This is a genomic window from Streptomyces sp. NPDC087844, from assembly GCF_044742785.1.
Taxonomy (GTDB): Bacteria; Actinomycetota; Actinomycetes; order Streptomycetales; family Streptomycetaceae; genus Streptomyces.
This window is the reverse complement of sequence record NZ_JBIUVD010000033.1, coordinates 24,274-40,861: the sequence shown is the minus strand read 5'-3', so window position 1 is coordinate 40,861 and position 16,588 is coordinate 24,274. Positions and strand designations below refer to the sequence as shown.

12 protein-coding genes are annotated in these 16,588 nt (G+C 65.2%); 4 read left to right on the top strand and 8 right to left on the bottom strand.

Annotation, left to right across the window (positions count from 1 at the left end; all coding sequences use genetic code 11):
• Position 1: 1 nt before the first annotated feature.
• A complete protein-coding gene (locus tag ACIOKD_RS39250; protein WP_402093081.1) occupies positions 2-916 on the bottom strand; it encodes a phosphotransferase enzyme family protein in 915 nt (304 codons plus the stop codon).
• Between the two features lie 217 nt (positions 917-1,133).
• Between ACIOKD_RS39250 and ACIOKD_RS39245 the strand changes: the two genes are divergently transcribed.
• Together ACIOKD_RS39245 and ACIOKD_RS39240 are read left to right on the top strand one after the other, a co-directional pair.
• Positions 1,134-1,976, top strand: a complete 843-nt coding sequence (locus ACIOKD_RS39245) for a hypothetical protein (RefSeq protein WP_402093080.1) — start codon at positions 1,134-1,136, stop codon at positions 1,974-1,976.
• A 2-nt stretch (positions 1,977-1,978) separates the two neighbouring features.
• A complete protein-coding gene (locus ACIOKD_RS39240) occupies positions 1,979-5,467 on the top strand; it encodes a hypothetical protein (protein ID WP_402093079.1) in 3,489 nt (1,162 codons plus the stop codon).
• A gap of 297 nt (positions 5,468-5,764) precedes the next feature.
• Here ACIOKD_RS39240 and ACIOKD_RS39235 read toward each other — a convergent pair whose 3' ends face one another.
• From ACIOKD_RS39235 to ACIOKD_RS39225, 3 genes are all read right to left on the bottom strand, one after another.
• The gene (locus ACIOKD_RS39235) at positions 5,765-6,580 is read right to left on the bottom strand and encodes an EamA family transporter (protein ID WP_402093078.1); all 816 of its coding nucleotides are present in this window, start codon (positions 6,578-6,580) and stop codon (positions 5,765-5,767) included.
• The gene (locus ACIOKD_RS39230; protein ID WP_402093076.1) at positions 6,577-7,137 is read right to left on the bottom strand and encodes a YbaK/EbsC family protein; all 561 of its coding nucleotides are present in this window, start codon (positions 7,135-7,137) and stop codon (positions 6,577-6,579) included. The genes ACIOKD_RS39235 and ACIOKD_RS39230 overlap by 4 nt, the downstream gene beginning before the upstream one ends.
• Positions 7,138-7,256: 119 nt before the next feature.
• A complete protein-coding gene (locus ACIOKD_RS39225) occupies positions 7,257-7,847 on the bottom strand; it encodes a TetR/AcrR family transcriptional regulator (protein ID WP_402093074.1) in 591 nt (196 codons plus the stop codon).
• A gap of 287 nt (positions 7,848-8,134) precedes the next feature.
• Here ACIOKD_RS39225 and ACIOKD_RS39220 point away from each other — a divergent pair, with 287 nt between their 5' ends.
• Complete coding sequence (locus ACIOKD_RS39220; RefSeq protein WP_402093119.1) at positions 8,135-11,503, top strand: S41 family peptidase; 3,369 nt, start codon at positions 8,135-8,137, stop codon at positions 11,501-11,503.
• Positions 11,504-11,744: 241 nt separating this feature from the next.
• On the opposite strand, the gene ACIOKD_RS39215 is transcribed toward ACIOKD_RS39220, so the two are convergent.
• From ACIOKD_RS39215 to ACIOKD_RS39200, 4 genes are all read right to left on the bottom strand, one after another.
• The gene (locus ACIOKD_RS39215; protein ID WP_402093072.1) at positions 11,745-11,972 is read right to left on the bottom strand and encodes a hypothetical protein; all 228 of its coding nucleotides are present in this window, start codon (positions 11,970-11,972) and stop codon (positions 11,745-11,747) included.
• Positions 11,973-12,053: 81 nt separating this feature from the next.
• Complete coding sequence (locus ACIOKD_RS39210; RefSeq protein WP_402093071.1) at positions 12,054-12,944, bottom strand: SDR family oxidoreductase; 891 nt, start codon at positions 12,942-12,944, stop codon at positions 12,054-12,056.
• Positions 12,941-13,867 (bottom strand): alpha/beta fold hydrolase, encoded by a 927-nt coding sequence (locus ACIOKD_RS39205; protein WP_402093070.1) that lies wholly within the window; start codon positions 13,865-13,867, stop codon positions 12,941-12,943. Before ACIOKD_RS39205 ends, ACIOKD_RS39210 begins: the two co-directional genes overlap by 4 nt.
• Complete coding sequence (locus ACIOKD_RS39200) at positions 13,864-15,486, bottom strand: flavin-containing monooxygenase (RefSeq protein WP_402093069.1); 1,623 nt, start codon at positions 15,484-15,486, stop codon at positions 13,864-13,866. Before ACIOKD_RS39200 ends, ACIOKD_RS39205 begins: the two co-directional genes overlap by 4 nt.
• A gap of 188 nt (positions 15,487-15,674) precedes the next feature.
• Here ACIOKD_RS39200 and ACIOKD_RS39195 point away from each other — a divergent pair, with 188 nt between their 5' ends.
• A complete protein-coding gene (locus ACIOKD_RS39195) occupies positions 15,675-16,319 on the top strand; it encodes a MerR family transcriptional regulator (protein ID WP_402093118.1) in 645 nt (214 codons plus the stop codon).
• The last annotated feature ends 269 nt before the right edge of the window (positions 16,320-16,588 follow it).

The following is a 16,588-nucleotide window of genomic DNA, read 5'->3' as shown; positions in this document are numbered from 1 at the left end:
ACTACCAGGGCCGCCAGTCCCGCGGCCCATCATCGTTACGCAGCCCAGCGATACGCCGGCGGTATTCAGCCGCCGTCTTCTCGTCTTCCTGCACGTTCTGCATCAGCCACGTCGTCATCCCGAACTCTTGCAAGCCACGCAGCGTCTCGTACCCAGGCCAGTCGTACAGGTCCCGCCCGTACGCGGCCACGAAGTCGGCGTACTGCGCGTCGGTCTGCCATCCAAGGCTGTGATGCTCCACGGCCGTGACCATCAGATCCCACTCAGGATGATCGAAGCAGAAGTTCTCGAAGTCGATCAGGATGACCTGTCCTTGATCGTCGACCATGAGGTTCTGCACGTGAGCATCACCGTGCACAGGCCCCTTGGGCGTCTCGAACCGCAGCTCCGCGTACTTGCCTTGGAGCTCCCGCCACCGCTTCCGCAGGAAGGCCTTGTCATCGTCCGGAATCACGGCGAGATTCATCCGCAGCTCTTGCTTGCCGAAGGGCTCGAACGCGGGCAGCTCCAGCCCGGCCGGCACGGTCAGGGAGTGCAGGTCACGCAGGACGCCCCCCAGCTCCCCGTAGGTCGCTTTCCGATCACCCTCAACGATCAGATGCCAGAACGTCACCGGATGACCGTCGATAAGAAGCGGCTGCTCAAGATCCTCAACGATGCGAGCGGCGGGAAACCCTTCCCCCGTCAGCCACCGCGAGACGGCCACTTCAACGCGCGCCTTCGGTAACCACTCTTCCCCTCGGGCCACGCGCACGATCACCGGCGCAGAAGCCAGCCGGAACAACGCGTTCTCCCCGAGACGGATCAACTCCGCACCTCTGTCGTCAAGCCCCGCAGCCCGGCACGCAGCAACCATCACCCGCGTAGCCCCCGCCGACGTGAACCCCTCTTCCGCCCGAGTAGCGTCAACCGCCATGCCCGTACCAGCTCCCCTAGTCGCGCGCGATCAACCAGCGCGCCTACGGGTGACCAACCCGGCGCACGCCAGACATGCTGTTGACGGTACCGACGCTCACAGGCTGCGGGCGACCCCGCCCCGAGGCTGTGGAGGTGGGTGAGTTGAGGGCCAGAGTGCAAGACATGAGAGAGCAGGATGCGGCATCATCTACCTGAATGGGAGGGAAGATCAACCTATGCGTGCTTCGGTATTGGGCATCCACGGAATTGGCCAACACAAGAAGACAGCTTCAGCGCTCGAAGAATCCTGGCTTTTGGCGGCGCAACGCAGTATGACACTCGCAGGCGGGCCCAATTCACTAACGAGCCTAAGCGTAGCTTTCTATGGAAACCTATTTAACCCAAGTGATGGTCGGCTCGGACACACACAGGAGGAAGTGGCCCCACTATCACCTTCTGAAGAGCAGTTCATCGAAGAGGTTCTGGATTCCGGCACTTTGCAGGGAGTAGATGAGGACGAATCCTCAGCTAGGGAACTGGGACTTCCTGCAGTCCCAGGAAAAATCGGGCGCCTTTTGGTCCGCATCGACCGGAGATTTGGAAGGAATGCTGGAAAGTACCTGCTATATATCCTTAGACAAGTCCATCGCTATCTGTCCGATGAAGACCTTTCGAAGGCTATACGCGATGTCGTAGCCGACTCAATGAAGTCCAATACTAGGTTCGTTCTGGCCCACTCGCTGGGGAGCGTAATTGCCTACGATATGCTACAGCGTGGAGAGCTCTTCCCTGCCGCAAGCATAGAGGAAAACCGCCAATGCATCGTAACTTTCGGTTCCCCGCTTTCATGGCCCACGGTACTAAGGATGCTGGGTCACGGCACTGAAATCCTCAACACCAACGGCCTTTGGCATAACATCTATGATTCAGCTGACGCAGTAACAGGAGGGCAAGGGTTGCAAGTGGATAATGTTCAAAACGTGCGCGTGAGAAACGGTTTGAAGGATCCACATGCAGCTGTTCAATATCTTCGACAGCCAGTCATGGGCTCGCTCCTAACTTCGCACGCTGGGCTCTGACAGTGCTGAACGGTCAGATTCCCGTTCAAGGCCCTCTGCGTCGACGTCTGGTGTGTATCGCTGTTCGCGATTATTGCGACGAAACGCAAAGTTTCAAGGATGCAATTGATAACCAGGTCAAATCCATTGAAGGGTGGTTCGCAAGTGAATCCATCGATCCCGAAAGTAGATTCGAGGTGCATAAACCGATCACCCTAGAAGCCAAGAAAGATATACGTTCATTCGTCGAAACAGAAGGCCTCTACGAGTGCCAGCCCGAGGACGTACTTGTTGTATATGTTACCGGCCATGGAAAACGAGGAATAGCAAACCGGCATTTCCTCCTTCTACCTAAATCCGATGAGTCAAAGATGCTTTCCACGGCTTTCCCCACCGCTGAACTGGTAGGGGCTATCCTGGACTCTGAAGCCGAACATGTCCTGATTATTGTTGACTCCTGCTACGCAGGCACACTAGACATAGAACTAGCATCACACCTGCAAGATCTGTCGAGCGATCGTCGCGGTTTGGAAACCCTGGCAGTTGTAACAAGCGGAGACTTTACCGATAAGCCAAGGGTAGGGGAATTCACCGAAGTTATTCAGCTAGCCTTAAAGCGCATCTCTGATGAGGCAAGCGGCTTCGCCACCCAAAATATTTCCTTTCAGGAATTGGAGTACATACTCCGCGATATCGCGTCGGAGCGCAGGGATCTAATCGCTGTAAATTGGGTTTGGCCTCGAAGTCGAAACGATAAACCCACACCTTGTTTGCCTAACTTGGGATATTGGTCACGTCGTGTCTCTGCTCGCGAATCTTCTACATCACCAAAAAAACGGATTGACACACAGCGCACAGCTCCGAGTTATTGGGTTTCCCGCGCATCCGGCAGTACCGGCGATGATGACTCAAATTGGTACTTCACGGGCCGAGAAGGACTCATCGAGCGTGCAAAAAAATTCCTCAATTCAGGAGAAGGAATTTGCGTCGTTACTGGCGAAGCTGGCTCCGGAAAGTCTGCCATCCTTGCTCAACTTGTAGTTCACGGTAACCGTTACGTAAGTAGCGAAGCCGGCAGGCTCTTTTCTGTCAACTCAGCGCCCCGTTACCCTGAAATTGATGTAGCCGTGCTGGCAAGGAATAAGACATCGGCAATAGCCACGGCAGAGATTCGTGATGCCTTGCGATCCATTATTGGAGTCGATCATAAACCGACTCCAACAACGCTTGAGGATTATGTCAGATACGCTGAAGAGCACCTAAATCGTCCAGTTACCATCGCGATCGATGGAGTAGACGAAGCAGTAGATCCAGAAAGTCTGGTTACCGATCTATTGGTTCCTTTGGTGCGTCGTAGTAACGGTGAAAAACAGAACGTCCGAGTACTCCTGGGCGTAAGAAGCCCTAGGTGGAGGGGATCCTCGGATGGAGAAGTGCAGGACAAGAATGCAGTCGAAGATCTGATTCTAGCAATTAATCTGCCGCCAGAGAGGCCACTTAATGCGCTCGAAGCAGACGATACCGTCATTTCCATTGCAGTCAACGAAGACACAATCATTAGTTGGGACGAAATTCCCGTCCTAGCTCTTCGCACTGATGGGGAGGAAAGTCTTTCAGATATTCAAAGTTACGTGCTTCGCTTACTAATGGAGGTGGAAGACGGGGTGTCCCCTTACAAAGGAAATCGGTCCGCTTCTTACGAGGTAGCGACAGCTATCGCACAGAAAGTTGCGCCATCTTTTCTTAATGCGCGGCTTGCCGCCGATAGGGCTCGGAAGCGTCTCACTATTCAAGACGTACAGGACGAGGAATGGCTCGCCACGCTTCAGGACGGCACGGTATCTCTCTTGTATTCAGACATAGAGGAGGTTGCCGAGAACGCCAATATCCCCTCTACGGATTTGTTGGCAGCTATGCAAGCACTGGCTTTCTCGTGTGGTGATGGATTGCCCTGGTCTGACGTTTGGCCAGCAGTGTATAAGGCGATCCACCCAAACGCATCGAACGAAGCTGACCAAGCACTCCGAACGCTACGTTCAAGTCGCCTCTCAGGATACCTAGCGACTGACATTTCAGATGAGCGAATCGTTTATCGTCCTACTCATGAAAGAGTCACCGAAGAACTAAGGGAGGCAACGTACCCGTGGCCCTTCAATGAGAGCGAGAATCAGAGCTATAAGCATAGAGAAGCCATTATTCAAGAAATAATTACGGCCGCCCTGGGGGATCTCGTGCGAAAACATCTCCCATACGCTCCCCATCCCTACATTAGACGTTATCTCGTTGAACATGCAGCTCGGGGTGACGTTTTGGATGATACGCATGTCCCCATCGCTTTCCTTGAATGGGAAACCAGCCACTCCATTGGGTCTCACTTGGCAGGTCAAAATCCGACACCAAAGAACCGCTCCCTATGGGCATGGTCTCGAATAGAAAAGCATCTTTCCGGAATAGACGTCGTGTCAAAGAGAGGAAGCCACGCTTTCCATCTGGCCGCTCTTGGCGGCTCTCCACCTCCACTAGCTGGCTGGATCCATCCGGAATGGGCCTATTGGCGGTCAGCGGAAACGGCGAAAAGCGAAGGGAAAAGCTCCACTAGCTGGCCCAGTCTTGCAACCGTTAAGGACCTTGTCTTCGTTGACTCTCAATCGTGGCCCGGCACTGTGGAAGTGCGTGATTCCAATAGCGGCAATCTGCACACAAGGCTTTCGACTGGCCCCGTCGCGGATATGTGTGCCTTCAATACAGGAACCAAGGAATACCTTGCGACGTATCCATTCTATGGGGCTGGATCTTTAGCGGAGCGGTGCGTGGAGATCTGGGATCCGGCCTCGGACAGGAGATTGCGTCGTATGCCTTGCGGCAGAATACGGCAGCTGCAATCTATAAGTAGTGACTCTCCCAAGATCGCCGCAATCTGTGAAGAATTTGGCGGGGAGGTAGCCATATGGGAGCCGGATTCAGGCGAACTTCTTCATCGATGCCAAGGCGTGATAGCAGGTTCGTTCTGCGACCTCGGAAGGTTCGAGGATCAAGGTCATCTTCTTGCTATTTCTGACCCCCCTTCGAAGAATGCGTCGATACACATCTGGAATGTAGATAAGGGGATACTGGTAAAAACTTTCGCTACCGGGCCGATTGGCGTCATGGCGAGGGTCTCTGACAGCACAGGGAGGACGATGCTTGCCACAATGGCGAACCCTTACGGGTCTAGCAAAATCACTTTTTGGGATCTAGATAATGGGAGCTGTTATTGGGAGTTGGATGTCGGTGCAGTGCGCACGATAGCAACTGTGCCTTCCGGGGCTGGTCGAGAGTTTTTGGTTACTGTCGGCGTAGATTCGATGCTTTCGCTCTTCGATTTCTGGTCCGGTCAGGTGATGGAAAAGCTTGTTACGGTGGCGCCAGTCAAGAAGATATTGCCATTCTTTGCGAGTGCCAAATCGAAGCCGCGGATTCTAGTATCAGGTACCGCTGGATTCGCTACTCTCTCCTTGGGGCGGGATGTTTAGTTCCACGTCACTGATAGGGAACGAGGGAGGCGGCTATCTTATGTGCAGGGAGGAGTCGTCGGATACATCGAAACCCACAGCAGCGTCCGCCGCATGCAGACCATGGACGGACTCCAGTTGCCGAAGCAGGGGGTGGGTTTAGACACTCAGCTGCGAAACGCTGTGAGCAATTTGGGCTTGGTGACGTCGGCGAGCTGTCCGAAGCATAGATTTTCCCGCAGTGTGAGACCCACTAGACGTTCCAGGCGAACCCGAGCCTTCCCTCCCGCCCATCCTGGCCCGGTGATAACACCCGCGTCAGCAGCTAAGCGCACTGCTGTAGTCGGACGACCATGTGCCCAGCCCTTGACCAGTGAAGCTATTACCGCATGAGCAAGACTTGACCGACGACTCGCGCAGGGCCGCGACCGGGGCCAGTTCCGCTCGGGTCTGGGCCCACAGGACCAGGCCGTACGCGGCGACGGACATTGCGGCGCCGAGGAGGCCCACCACAGCGAACGGACGTAGTACGGCGAGGAGTCGGCCGCGCCAGCGGTACAGCGCGTACGCCGGGACCACCACGCCCTCCACCGCCATCAGCCAGGCGATGTAGGCGAGGGATGAGCCCGAGGCGCGTACGCCCAGGCCGTCCACGACCGTGTACGCCGCGATGGTCAGGCCGGTCGCGAGCGCCGCGACGATCGCCGCCCAGTTCGGCCGGCTCCCGCGCAGGCCCCACAGTGCGACTCCGGTCAGTCCCGCGCACGACACGGCGATGCCCGCGGCAGCCCAGCCGTCGGGCACCTCGTGCGCGAAGAGGGCCGCGAGCAGGGCGACCACCAGAGGCGCGGTGCCGCGCGCGATGGGGTACGCCTGGCCGAAGTCGCCCAGCCGGAAGGACCGCATCAGCAATACGTAGTACGCGACGTGGATGACCGCCGAGGCGAGCAGATAAGGCCAGGCCTCCGGCTCGGGGAACGGCACGAACGGCACCATGGCCAGGCCGATGAGCGCTCCCCCGCCCGCTATCAGCGTGAACCCCACCAGCTTGTCGGTGATCTGGTGGGCTATCGCGTTCCAGCCGGCATGTGTGACCGCCGCGACCAGGACGGCCGCGGTGACCAGCGGGGTCACGCGGAGTGCTCCCGAACGTCCACCAGGGTGCCGCCTGCGTGGTCGATGAGCGTCCTCGGAGCCATCGGGAAGACGGTGTACGGCGTGCCCGCCGCGGCCCACACGAGGTCGTGGCCCAGCAGCGAACGGTCGGCCAGGACACGCGTCTTGCTGCGGTGCCCGAAGGGAGGCACGCCGCCGATCGCGTACCCGGTCGTCTCCCGTACGAGATCCGCCCTGGCCCGGGTGACCTTCTCGGCGCCCAGCGCGTGCTGGACGAGTTCGAGGTCCACGCGGGACGAGCCGTCCATGAGGACCAGGACCGGGACGCCGTCCGCCGCGAAGATCAAGGACTTGCAGATCTCGCTGAGTTCGCAGCCGAGGGCCGCGGCGGCCTCGGCGGCGGTGCGGGTCGCCTCCGGGAAGCGGCGAATTCGCGGAAGCAGGTCGTCGAGACCCAACTGCCGCACGGCCTCGGCGAAACGGGGATGGGCTCCGTACTCTTCAGTGCCGTCGATGTCGTCAGTGCCGTCAATGTTGTCAGTGCCGTCAGTGCCGTCAGTGGCGCTCGTCGTCATACACGGCACGCTAGCGGTGCGTGTACGAGGCAGGCGAACGAGCTGCTCGACACGGGCCGCGGGACCGGCCGGCGAAGGGGAAGCCGGTCACCACCGCCTGCCCCCCAGAAGAAGCAGGGTCAGGCGACGAGGGCGGGGATGACCACCGCGTCCATGTACGCGGAGAGGAAGGCCTGCGTCGGTGGCTCGTTGTCGATCATCGTCCGGGCTGCGAAGGAGCCGATGATCATGTGCAGCAGATAGCCGATCGCGGGGTTGTCGGCACGGACCTCGCCGCGGTCGACGGCACGCTGCACCACTTGGCGCATCTCTTGCAGTTCCGGTTCGACCAGCCATTCCCGCAGGGCGGCCAGCAGATCGGGGTTCGAGTGGACCGCCGTACTCAGGGCGCGCATGAGGGAGGAGTTCTGCTCCATCTCGCAGTCGTCCTGGCGGGTGATCATCGCGTGAAGGTCGCCCCGCAGGGAACCGGTGTCCACGCTGGCGATGCCGACCGGTTTGTGATGCCGGACCGACCTGGCCACCAGTTCGGCCTTGCCGCCCCACTGGCGGTAGAGGGTGGCTTTGCTCGACCGGGTGCGGGCCGCCACGGCGTCCATGGTAAGGGAGTCGTAACCGACCTCCCGGAGCAGGTCGAGCACGGCCTCGTACAGTTCGGCCTCGCGCTCGGGCGTGAGCCGGCTGCGACGCGTCGTTGCTGTCTCAGCCATTCCATTCACCGCTTCCGCTCGAACGAAACCGTCTCGTACTCCTTTGAAGATACCCTGCGCGTCAACGAAACGAAACCGTTTCGTACGTGTGGTGGGTCACGCGCTTACCGCGACCACGAGTTGCCGGGTCCCGCCCACCGGAAAAGCATGGGTGGGTGAGCGACGCGAACGAGAACGGGTACGGGTACGGGAACGGGAACGGGAACGGGAACCAGAACGGGAACGAGCACGAGCACGAGTACGCGGCCGGGGCCGGGGCCGGGGTCGTCAGCGGCTCCCCCTCCTACCTGCGGTTCCCGCATCTCAGCGGGGACCGGCTCTGCTTCGTGGCCGAGGACGACCTCTGGTTGGCCCCCCTCGACGGGCCCGGCCGCGCCTGGCGGGTGACCGTCGACCGGACCAAGGTGAGCCACCCGCGCTTCTCGCCCGACGGGCGGCACCTCGCCTACACGACCTGGCGCAGTCTCGTGCCGGAGATCCAGCTGGCCCCGGTCGAGGGCGGCCCGGCCCGGCGGCTCACCTACTGGGGCAACGCCGACACCCGGGTCTGCGGCTGGTCTCCCCCCGGCACGGAGGGCGACTGCGACATCCTTGCCGTCGCCTCTCACGGCGAGCCCTTCTCCTACTTCACCTGGGCCTACAGCGTGCCGGTCGGCGGCGGCCCCGGCCGCAAACTCCCCTGGGGCCCGGTCTCCGACATCGCCGTCGCGGACTTCGACGGCGAACGCAGGACGCTGCTCCTCACCGGTACGCCCCCGCACGAGCCCGCCGCCTGGAAGCGCTACCGCGGCGGCGCCACCGGGCGGCTCTGGCTGCACGGGCAGCGCGTCCTCGCCGACCTCGACGGGCATCTGGACTCGCCGATGTTCGTCGGCGACCGGATCGCCTTCCTCTCCGACCACGAGGGCGTCGGCAACCTGTACTCGTGCCTGCACGACGGTTCCGGCCTGCGGCGCCACACCGACCACGACGCCTTCTACGCCCGGCACGCGTCGAGCGACGGAACCCGGGTCGTCTACCAGTGCGCGGGCGATGTGTGGATCGTCGACGATCTGGCCGCGGACGCCCGGCCCCGCCGCCTCGACGTCCGGCTCGGTGGGCCGCGCGCGGGACGCCGCCCCTACCAGGTGCCGGCCGCCCAGCACGTCGACGGGATCTCCGTGGACGAGACGGGCCGGGCCGGCGCGGTCGTCGTCCGCGGCAGCCTGTACTGGCTCACGCACCGCGACGGCCCGGCCCGCACCATCGCCGACACCCCGGGCGTCCGCGTCCGGCTGCCGGAGATGCTCGGTTCCGGCGGGCAGGTGGCGTACGTGACCGACGCGGAGGGCGAGGACGCCGTCGAGATCGCGTATCTGCCCCGCGCGACGGGCACACGCGAGCCCCGCCGGCTGGCCGCCGGGAAACTGGGCCGCGTCCAGGAGCTCGTCTCCGACCCCGGCGGCGAACGGCTCGCGATCGCCTCGCACGACGGCCGACTGCTGCTGATCACCGTGGACGAGGAGGGCGGGACGGGCGGGACTGGCGAGGCAGACGGGACGGGCAAGACAGACGGGGCGGGCGAAGCAGCCGGTTCGGCCGAGGAGGATGAGGCGGACGGAACCGGTGCGGTCACGGAACTCGTCCGGTCCGTCAACGGGCCCGTGCGCGACCTCGCCTTCTCCCCCGACGGAACCTGGCTGACCTGGTCGCATCCAGGAATCGGCCGCACGCTCCGCCAGATCAAGCTGGCGCGGGTCGGGGGGCCGGGAGCCCGCACGGTCGTCGATGTCACCAACGGCCGCTTCGAGGACGAGAACCCGGTCTTCACCCGCGACGGCCGCTTCCTCGCCTTCCTCTCCTGGCGCGGCTTCGACCCGGTGTACGACGTCCACACCGGCGACCTCTCCTTCCCGCTGGGCTGCCGCCCGTACCTCGTACCGCTGTCCTCGGCGACCCCGTCCCCGTTCGCACTCACCCCCGAGGGCCGCCCGGCGGCCGGCGGCCTGGACGACGAGGGAGGCGGGGGTGGCGGCGGGGACGGGGGTGCGGTGGCCGGCACGGTGACCGTCGAGACCGAGGGCCTGGAGAGCCGGGTGACGCCGTTCCCGGTCACGGCCTCCAAGTACTCGGCGCTGTACCCGGTCGCGGGCGGCGGACTCGTCTGGCTGCGCTGGCCGATCTCGGGGGCGCTGGGCGAGACGTTCGCGAACCCGGACGACACCAGCGGCCGGCCGACCCTGGAGTACTTCAACCTCTCCAAGGCGAAGAAGTCCGAACTGGTCGAGCACCTCGACTGGTTCGCGCCCAGCGGCGACGGCAGCCGGCTCGTCGTGGTCGACGAGGGGGAGCTGCGGGCCGTCCCGTCCACCGAGCCGGGCGACAGCGACACGACCGTCTGGATCGACCTGCGCCGCATCCTGCACGAGGCCGACCCGGCCGCGGAATGGCGCCAGGCGTACGCCGAGGCGGGCCGTCTCATCCACGCGTACTTCTGGGAACCCGGCATGTGCGGCATCGACTGGCAGGGCGTGCTCGACCAGTACCGTCCGCTGGTCGAACGGGTCGCGTCCCCCGACGAGTTCGCGGACCTGCTCCGCGAGGTACTGGGCGAACTGGGCACCTCGCACGCGTACGTGGTCGCCGCGCGGCGCAACGAAGGGCCGCCGCACTATCAGCGGCCCCAAGGGCTGCTGGGCGCCAACTTCGTGTGCAGGGACGGCAACTGGGTCGTCAAGCGCATCCTGTCCGGTGACTCCTCCGACTCCAAGGCGCGTTCCCCGCTGGCCGGTACGGGCATCCGCGAGGGCGCGCGGCTGACGCATGTGGACGGCCGGCCGGTGGACCCGGTCACCGGTCCGTTCCCGCTGCTCGCGGGGGCGGGCGGTACGACGGTGGAGCTGACGTTCACTCCGGCGGAGGGCTCGGGGGGCGCAGGGTGTTCGCGCCGGGTGGCGGTGGTCCCCCTCGTCGACGAGCGCCCGTTGCGCTACCAGGACTGGGTGGCCAAACGCCGGGAAGTGGTACGCGAGTTGAGCGGTGGCCGGTGCGGTTACCTGCACATCCCCGACATGGGCGGCTCGGGCTGGGCCCAGTTCAACCGCGACCTGCGGATGGAGGTGTCGCGGCCCGCCCTCATCGTCGACGTACGCGGCAACGCGGGCGGCCACATCAGCGAGCTGGTCATCGAGAAACTCACCCGTACGATCATGGGCTGGGACCTGACCCGTAACGCGCGGCCGGTGTCGTACACGTCCAACGCCCCGCGCGGGCCCGTGGTGGCCCTGGCCGACGAGATGACCTCCTCGGACGGGGACATGATCACGGCGGCCTTCAAACTGCTGAAACTGGGGCCGGTGGTGGGGCAGCGCACGTGGGGCGGGGTGGTCGGGATGACCGGGCGCCATGAGCTGGGTGACGGGTCGGTCATCACTGTTCCGATGAACGCGGCGTGGTTCGACGCGTACGGGTGGGCCGTGGAGAACCATGGGGTCGCTCCGGACCTGGAGGTCCCGCGTACGCCGCTGGACTGGGCGGAGGGGCGGCATGCCCAGCTGGACGACGCGGTCCGGCTGGCCCTGGACCTGCTGGCCCTCCACCCGGCGGCCACACCACCCCTCTACACCGCCCTCCCCGACAGATCCCGCCCCCCTCTGCCACCCCGACGGACCCACTGACCGTTCCACTACCACCCAACAACGCACCGCAGCCGCCCGCGCCCCTCAAGGGGCGCGGGGAACGGCGCAATCTTTTCGCTTTTAGGGGCGCGGGGAACTGCGCGACCGACCACGACGCACCCGCGGACGACGTAAAAACGTGGGGCGCCCCAGAGAAGAGGGCACCCCACGTCAATTCCGGCCAAGACCGCCGAAGGCCGAACAGAGCGTCAGCTCAGACAAGTCGGACGTCTGAGACGTCTCAGACGTCGAACTCGCCGAGCCGCTCCCGCGCACCTTCGGGCGAACGCCGCTCCGGACGCTCACGGTCGGGCCGCTCGCGGTCCGGACGCTCACGCTCGGCGGGCCGCTCACGCTCGGGCATCTGCTGCCCACGCTCGCCCGCCTGGTCACGACGCTCGCCGAGCTTCTGCTTGGCGTTGCGCTGAAGCTCTTCGGTCCTGTCCTGGAACTGGTCCTTCATGGCCATGAGGTTCACTCCCGTTTTTGGGTGAGGGGATCGGGCCTCGACCAGCGTGACACGCCCGGACATCCCGCGCATTTCGGTCAGTCACGGTCGGTGACCCACCGTGTTCCGACCCGTCTCGTCAGCCTCCCCACCCGCACCGACGAGCCCCGTCCCGACACTCCCCAGCCGCGGTGCGAACCGCCGCATCTCCCGCTGCCCGACCGTCCCGATGAGCGCGGGAAGGTATCCCCGTACCCCCTGCATCCCCCGCAGCCACCACTGCCCGTACACGTGGCTGGACCTCCGCTCGATCCCGGCCACGATCCGGTCGACGGCCGGCCCCAGCGGGTACGTCTTGTTGGCGGGCCACGGCAGCCGCTGGCGCAACTCCCGCATGACATCGTCCTGGTCGGCCCCGCGCACCATGTCGGTGTCGGTCCAGGAGAGGTACCCGACCCCGACGCGTACGCCCTTGTAGCCGACCTCGGCCCGCAGGCTGTGCGCGAACGCCTCGACGCCCGACTTGGACGCGCAGTACGCGCTCATCATCGGCGCGGGGGTGATCGCGGCGAGCGAGGCGACCTGGAGCAGATAGCCGCGGCTCTCCATGAGGACGGGCAGGAAGGCCCGGGCGGTGACGGCCGACCCGATGAGGTTCACCTCGATGACCCGCCGCCAGGCGACCGGGTCGGAGTCGACGAACGGGCCGCCGTTGGCGACACCGGCGTTGGCGACGACGATGTCGACCTTCCCGAACCGCGCCTTCACCTCCCGCGCGACCTCCGCCATCGCCTCGTGGTCGGTGACGTCGGCGTGCCAGTACCCGCTCTCGCCGTGCAGCCGCTCGGAGACACCCTTCAGTTCCTCGGGCTCCAGACCGACGAGCGCGACGGTGGCGCCGCGGGCCGAGAGCTTGCGGGCGAGGAGTTCCCCGACGCCCCGCGCGGCCCCCGTCACGACGGCGACCTGTCCTTGCAGACCGACCTTGCTCATGCGCCCTCCTTGATCACTGCGTAGGTGGCGACGAGTGCCCGTATCCGGGTGGTGACCAGGTCGGGCGCCTCGATGGGGGTCATGTGCCCGATGCCGGGCAGCTCGGTGGAGCCGACGCAGTGAGGCAGCGCGGCGACCAGGGAGCGCGCGTGCACGGCGGGCGTCAGCCGGTCCGCCGTACCGACGACGACCTCGGTGGGGACGCGCAACTCCCGTACCGCGTGGTCGAGATCGAGCAGATCGAGCACCTTCGACCAGGAGTACCGCACCTGCCGGGGACACGCGTGCACGATCCGCGCGCACGCCTCGACCATGGCCGGCGCCGAACCGGGCCCCATCGTCCCGTACTTGAGGATCCGCCGGGCGAGCGGTGTGACCGGTCCGAGCGGTGCCCGCGACCCGAGGATCTGTTTCGTCAGCCAGGTACGCGGCCGGCCGGCCCGCATCGGCAGGAGGAGCGACTCGGCGACCAGCCGTGCACTGCCCGTGCTGCACAGGAGTACGGCGGCGGCGTGCTCCCGGAACCCGGCCCGTTCGGACGCGGCGATCAGTGTCATGCCGCCCATGGAGTGCCCGACGAGAATCGCCTTCTCACCCGGCGCGAGGGTGGCGGCGAGCACCGCCTCCAGGTCGTCGGCGAGCCCGTCCGTGCTGCACGCGGGACTCGCGGGGCTGCGCCCGTGTCCCCGCTGGTCGTAGACGATCACCCGGTGGTCGGCGGCGAGTTCCCGTATCTGCGCCGCCCAGAAGGCGGTCGAGCACGTCCAGCCGTGCGCGAGCACCACCGCGGGGGCGGCCGGGTCGTCCACGGCTCCGTGCACCTCGACGTGCAGCCTTGCCCCGTCGGCGGAGACCGCCGTCAGCTCGCGCGCGGGGACGGGCGGCGCGTAGGGACCGGATATCTCGCGCGTCGGTCGGCTCATGCTTCTGCCTCGGCCTTCTTCTTGGAACGACGGGCGGAGGGCGCGACCGATGCCGGTTCCTGGGCCGCCGCCGTCACGGATTCGGGGGTGGGCGCCGGTGTCGGTGACGGCGCCGGTGGGCGGATCAGGTCGTACTCGGCGAGGTCCACGCGCCTGGTCGCGCCGCGGAACTCCGTGGTGGTGCCCGGCCAGACGGTCGTGTTGACGCCGTTCTCGTCGAGGTACCAGCTGGTGCAGCCGCCGGTGGACCAGACCGTGCGTTCCATGCGCTTCTGGACGCGGTCGTTCCAGGCGTCGACCGCACCGGGTCGCGCGTCGAGGGCGGCCCGGCCGCCGAGCACGGGGGGTCCGGGGGGGCTCCCCCCGGAAAGTACAGTCAACTGCCGTACGTAGTCAGCCAGGTAGTTCAGCTGGGACTCGATCATCAGGATCATGCTGGAGTTCCCGAGGCCCGTGTTGGGCCCGATGATCGTCATCCAGTTGGGGAACCCGGCGGCGGTCGCGCCCCGCAGCGACCTCATGCCGGACGCCGACCACGTCTCGGCGAGCGTCCTGCCGTCCGCGCCGACGACCCGGTCGGCGATGGGCATGTCGGTGACGTGGAACCCCGTACCGAAGACGATCGCGTCGACCTCGGCCTCGCTGCCGTCGGCGGCGACGACGGTGGAGCCGCGGATCTCGCGCAGTCCGCTGGCGACCACGTCCACATTGGGCTTCGCGAGGGCCGGGTAGTACGTGCTGGACAGGAGGATGCGCTTGCAGCCGATGCGGTAGGACGGGGTCAGCTTGGCCCTGAGTTCCGGGTCCTTGATGGCGCGGAACATGTTCCGTTTGGCGATCTGCTCGACCAGGCCCAGCTCGTCGGGACGCTTGGTGAACGCCTGGACCTGCAACTCCCGGATGCCCCACAGGAGCCCGCGCCGCAGCCGGGCCGTGACGGGCAGCGTCCGGTGCAGCAGGCGCTCGGCGCCGCTGACGGCCCGGTCCATGCGCGGCATCACCCAGGGCGGGGTGCGCTGGAAGAGGGTGAGCTTCGCGACCTCGGGCTGGATCGCCGGCACGATCTGGATGGCCGAGGCCCCGGTGCCGATCATCGCGACCCGCTTGCCGCGCAGGTCGTAGTCGTGGTCCCAGCGGGCCGAGTGGAAGACCTTGCCGGGGAAGGTGTCGAGCCCGGGGACGTCCGGCACCTTGGGGTCGGAGAGCGGGCCGGTGGCGGACACGACGAGGTCGGCGGTGAGGGTCCCGCTGCTGGTCTCGATCACCCAGCGCAGTCGCTCGCCGTCCCACGTCATCAGCTTCACCTCGGTGTCGAGGCGCAGATGGGGCCGCAGCCCGAAGACATCGGCGACGTGCTCCAGATAGGCACGGATGTGTGCCTGCCCGGAGAAGGTGCGCGGCCAGTCGGGGTTGGGCGCGAAGGAGAACGAGTAGAGGTGAGACGGGACGTCACAGGCGCAGCCGGGATAGCTGTTGTCCCGCCAGGTCCCGCCCACGCTGCCGGCCCGCTCCAGGACGACGAAGTCGGTGACGCCCTCGCGGCGCAACCGCACGGCGGCTCCCAGCCCTCCGAAACCGGAGCCGATCACCGCCACCCGTACATGTTCGTGCTCGGTCATCCCGATGCCTCCATGCCGCGTCCATGCCGCATATGACCGCGCCAGTGAACACTGGCGCAATGGGAGGGTAGAACAGCTCCGTACTCATGGGTAGGGGTTGCGCGCACGACGTTTACATCAGCGGCTCCGCCGCGGGTACCGGCGGTACGACATAGGGTGCCGATGTGGCGGACAAGCGGGAGTACCGAATGGAGGAGCTGGCCCAGAAGGCCGGCATCACCGTGCGCACCCTGCGCTTCTACCGGGAGCGGAAGCTGATACCGCCCCCGCGCCGCGAAGGCCGCATCGCCTGGTACGACGAGGACCACCTCGCCCGGCTGCGTACGATCGCCGCCCTCCTGGAGCGCGGCCACACCCTCAACGGCATCGCGGAGCTGGCCGAGGCGTTCGACCACGGCCGCGACGTGGGTGAACTGCTGGGGCTCGGCGCACCCACCGAGGAGATCCCGGTCCGCCTCTCCCCCGAGGAACTGGCCGACGTCTTCGCGGGCCAGGCCACCCCGGAGAACCTCGCCGCGTCCCTGGACCTCGGCTACCTCGCCACCGACGGCACGGACATCGTCCACATCAGCCGCCGGCTCCTGGAGACCTCGGCGGCGCTCGTCCACGAGGGCATCCCGCTCGCGGACATCCTCTCCGCCGCCCACCGCGTACGCGAACACGCCGACGCCCTGGCGGAGTTGTTCACCGACCTGGTCCTCACCGCCGACCGCACCCCGGAAGACCTCCGGCGCCTGCGCCCCCTGGCGAAGAGCGTGGTGGAGGCGGAGCTCTCGATGGCACTGGACCGACGGCTGGGGTCGCTTGAGCGCGGGCGCCATCCGAACGCCTGATCGGGCGGAATTCGCTTTACAACACCCGACGCCAGCCGAGTGGGTCTTTTACCAAAGTTCACCCCCGTTGGGGCTCGATTGGGCTAATTTCTTCGAAAGGGCTACGCTTCCGCCGTCCTCGAACTGACGGACCCAGCTCAAGCAACCGTTCGCATTGGGAGTTCCGTGATCAAGCGTTCGCTTTTCATCGTCGGTGCCGTAATCCTCGTCTCCGCCTGCTCAATGGCGACAGCGACGGCAGACTGCATCTGGTGACAGGTGGCCTCCAC

Bases quoted from the DNA above. Each gene is read 5' to 3' on its own strand.
- ACIOKD_RS39200 (WP_402093069.1), bottom strand. From the start codon at position 15,486: ATGACCGAGCACGAACATGTACGGGTGGCGGTGATCGGCTCCGGTTTC.
- ACIOKD_RS39225 (WP_402093074.1), bottom strand. From the start codon at position 7,847: ATGGCTGAGACAGCAACGACGCGTCGCAGCCGGCTCACGCCCGAGCGC.
- ACIOKD_RS39245 (WP_402093080.1), top strand. From the start codon at position 1,134: ATGCGTGCTTCGGTATTGGGCATCCACGGAATTGGCCAACACAAGAAG.
- ACIOKD_RS39195 (WP_402093118.1), top strand. From the start codon at position 15,675: ATGGAGGAGCTGGCCCAGAAGGCCGGCATCACCGTGCGCACCCTGCGC.
- ACIOKD_RS39250 (WP_402093081.1), bottom strand. From the start codon at position 916: ATGGCGGTTGACGCTACTCGGGCGGAAGAGGGGTTCACGTCGGCGGGG.
- ACIOKD_RS39230 (WP_402093076.1), bottom strand. From the start codon at position 7,137: ATGACGACGAGCGCCACTGACGGCACTGACGGCACTGACAACATTGAC.
- ACIOKD_RS39205 (WP_402093070.1), bottom strand. From the start codon at position 13,867: ATGAGCCGACCGACGCGCGAGATATCCGGTCCCTACGCGCCGCCCGTC.
- ACIOKD_RS39215 (WP_402093072.1), bottom strand. From the start codon at position 11,972: ATGGCCATGAAGGACCAGTTCCAGGACAGGACCGAAGAGCTTCAGCGC.
- ACIOKD_RS39210 (WP_402093071.1), bottom strand. From the start codon at position 12,944: ATGAGCAAGGTCGGTCTGCAAGGACAGGTCGCCGTCGTGACGGGGGCC.